At 73.2% G+C, this 2,180-nt stretch carries 2 protein-coding genes and 1 pseudogene; 2 read left to right on the top strand and 1 reads right to left on the bottom strand.

The genetic code is table 11. The annotated features are described in order from the left end of the window. Nucleotides 1-202 (bottom strand): annotated as a pseudogene (locus PV350_RS46205) (sugar ABC transporter ATP-binding protein); the annotation flags it as partial. Between PV350_RS46205 and PV350_RS46200 the strand changes: the two are divergent. Together PV350_RS46200 and PV350_RS46195 are read left to right on the top strand one after the other, a co-directional pair. After that, the gene (locus PV350_RS46200) at nt 171-1,025 is read left to right on the top strand and encodes an ATP-binding cassette domain-containing protein (protein ID WP_500339261.1); all 855 of its coding nucleotides are present in this window, start codon (nt 171-173) and stop codon (nt 1,023-1,025) included. The pseudogene PV350_RS46205 and the gene PV350_RS46200 sit on opposite strands and share 32 nt — an antisense overlap. A gap of 50 nt (nt 1,026-1,075) precedes the next feature. After that, entirely contained in the window at nt 1,076-2,104 is a 1,029-nt protein-coding gene (locus PV350_RS46195) for a LacI family DNA-binding transcriptional regulator (protein WP_499516102.1), read from the top strand. The last annotated feature ends 76 nt before the right edge of the window (nt 2,105-2,180 follow it).

Here is a 2,180-nt window from a genome sequence, read left to right as displayed (position 1 = left end):
TCCTGTTTTCTCCGTCGTTAGGGACGGTTGCGTCGGTGAGCGCCTTGATCGCGCTAGTCTGGCCGGCACCGTTGTCGCCTGTTTCGGCCAGCACCGCACCGGGCATGAGTTCGAAGTCAGCGTCGTCGCTGGCGGTGCGGCGGCCGTAGCGCTGGGCCAGCCCGCGCGCGCTGCGGAGGAGTCCGGGCCCGGCGCCCGCCACCGGGCCCGGACCCGTGCTCAGCGCGCGCGGGCTGGTCAAGCGCTACGGACACGTCACCGCCATCGACCACGCTGACTTCGACCTCATGCCCGGCGAGGTGCTGGCCGTCATCGGCGACAACGGTGCCGGCAAGACCAGCCTGATCAAGGCGCTCACCGGCGCACTCGTCCCCGACGCCGGCGAGATCCGGCTGCACGGCAGACCCATCAGGTTCGCCGGGCCGCAGGACGCGCGGGCGCACGGCATCGAGACGGTGTACCAGGACCTCGCCGTCGCGGCGTCCATGGACATCGCGTCCAACATGTTCCTGGGCCGCGAGATCCGCCGCCCCGGCGTGCTGGGCTCGGTGCTCCGCCTGCTGGACAAGAAGGCGATGCGCCGTCAGGCCGCCGACCACATGGCCGCGCTCAAGGTCGGCGTCGGCTCGATCACGCAGCCGGTGGAGACGCTCTCCGGCGGCCAGCGCCAGGCCGTCGCCGTGGCCCGCGCGGCCGCCTGGGCGCGCAGCGTCGTGGTGATGGACGAGCCGACCGCCGCCCTCGGCGTCAAGGAGTCAGGACAGGTCCTCGACCTCATCCGCCGGGTACGGGACAAGGGCATCCCGGTGATCCTCATCAGCCACAACATGCCCCACGTCTTCGAGATTGCCGACCGCGTCCACGTCCACCGGCTGGGCAGGCGGGAGGCCGTCATCAAGCCGTCGGACTACTCGATGGCCGAGGTGGTGGCCATCATGACCGGCGCGCTCGGCGTGCGACCGGACGGCGGTACGGTCGTGGCGGACAGTGACGCAGCCTCGGCCGCAGGGGTCGGGGGGAGCTGACCGACGGGCCCCGGCATCCGCGGGGCCGACATCCGGAGAAAAGGTGGTCCATGACAGCGACCCGCAGACCGACCCTCGCCGACGTGGCCCGCGAGGTGGGTGTCAGTGCCAAGACGGTCTCCCGGGTGCTGAACGAGGACGGTCCCAGCTCCGCGGAGACCAGGAGGCGGGTGCTGGAGGCCGTGGCGAAGCTCGGCTTCCAGCCCAACCTCATGGCCAGGAGCATGCGGGTGGGCGGCCCCGACACCACCGTGGGTCTGGTGGTGCCGGACCTGGGCAACCCGTTCTTCGGCGCCGTCGCCGGCGGCATCGAGGACGCCGTGCACGGGCACGGACTGACCCTGCTGATGGGTTCGTCGGACGACGACCCGGAGCGGGAGCACGCGCTGATCGGCACCTTCCTGGCCCGCCGGGTCAGCGTGCTCATGGTCGCGCCCGCGGTGGGCGCCGACCACGCCCACCTGAAGTCCCACCGGGCCGCCGGACTGCCGGTGGTCTTCCTCGACCGGCCCGGCAACGGCCTGACCGCCGACACCGTGGTCAGCTCCAACCGGGCCGGCACGCAGGAGGGCGTCGCCCACCTGATCGCCGGCGGACACCGCAGGATCGGGTTCATAGGCGACCTCCCGGCCCGGCTGTACACCCGCCGTGAGAGGCTCGCCGGCTACCGCGCCGCGCTCGCCGAGGCCGGGCTGCCCCACGACCGCGCCCTCGTCGCCGACGCGCACGACCCGGCCGGCGCCGCCGAGGCGACGGCCCGGCTGCTCGCCCTGCCCGACCCGCCCACCGCGCTGCTGTCGGGCAACAACGTCATGACGATCGGGGTCATGACCGAGCTCTCCCGCAGCGGCCGCAAGGACGTCGCGGTGGTCGCCTTCGACGACGTCCCCATGGCCGCCATCCTCGAACCCGCCCTCACCGTCGTGGCCCAGAATCCGGTCACCATGGGCGAGTTGGCGGGCTCCACCGCCCTCGAACGCCTTGAGGGCGACCGCACCCGGGCCCGCACCCTCCTGGTCGAGACCCGGCTCGTCCCCCGTGGCTCGGGGGAACTGCCCCCGCCCGCCCGTACCCGCTGACCGCCGGGTGCCGCGCCGGGGACCGGCCGGACCTCGACCACCGAACGGGTCATCGGCCCCCGCCCGCAGTGCGCAT

It is taken from the genome of Streptomyces sp. PA03-6a, assembly GCF_033792765.1.
Taxonomy (GTDB): domain Bacteria; phylum Actinomycetota; class Actinomycetes; order Streptomycetales; family Streptomycetaceae; genus Actinacidiphila.
Note: the sequence above shows the minus strand (reverse complement) of the source record. Positions and strands in the feature narration are given on the sequence as shown.

Bases quoted from the DNA above. Each gene is read 5' to 3' on its own strand.
- PV350_RS46195 (WP_499516102.1), top strand. From the start codon at position 1,076: ATGACAGCGACCCGCAGACCGACCCTCGCCGACGTGGCCCGCGAGGTG.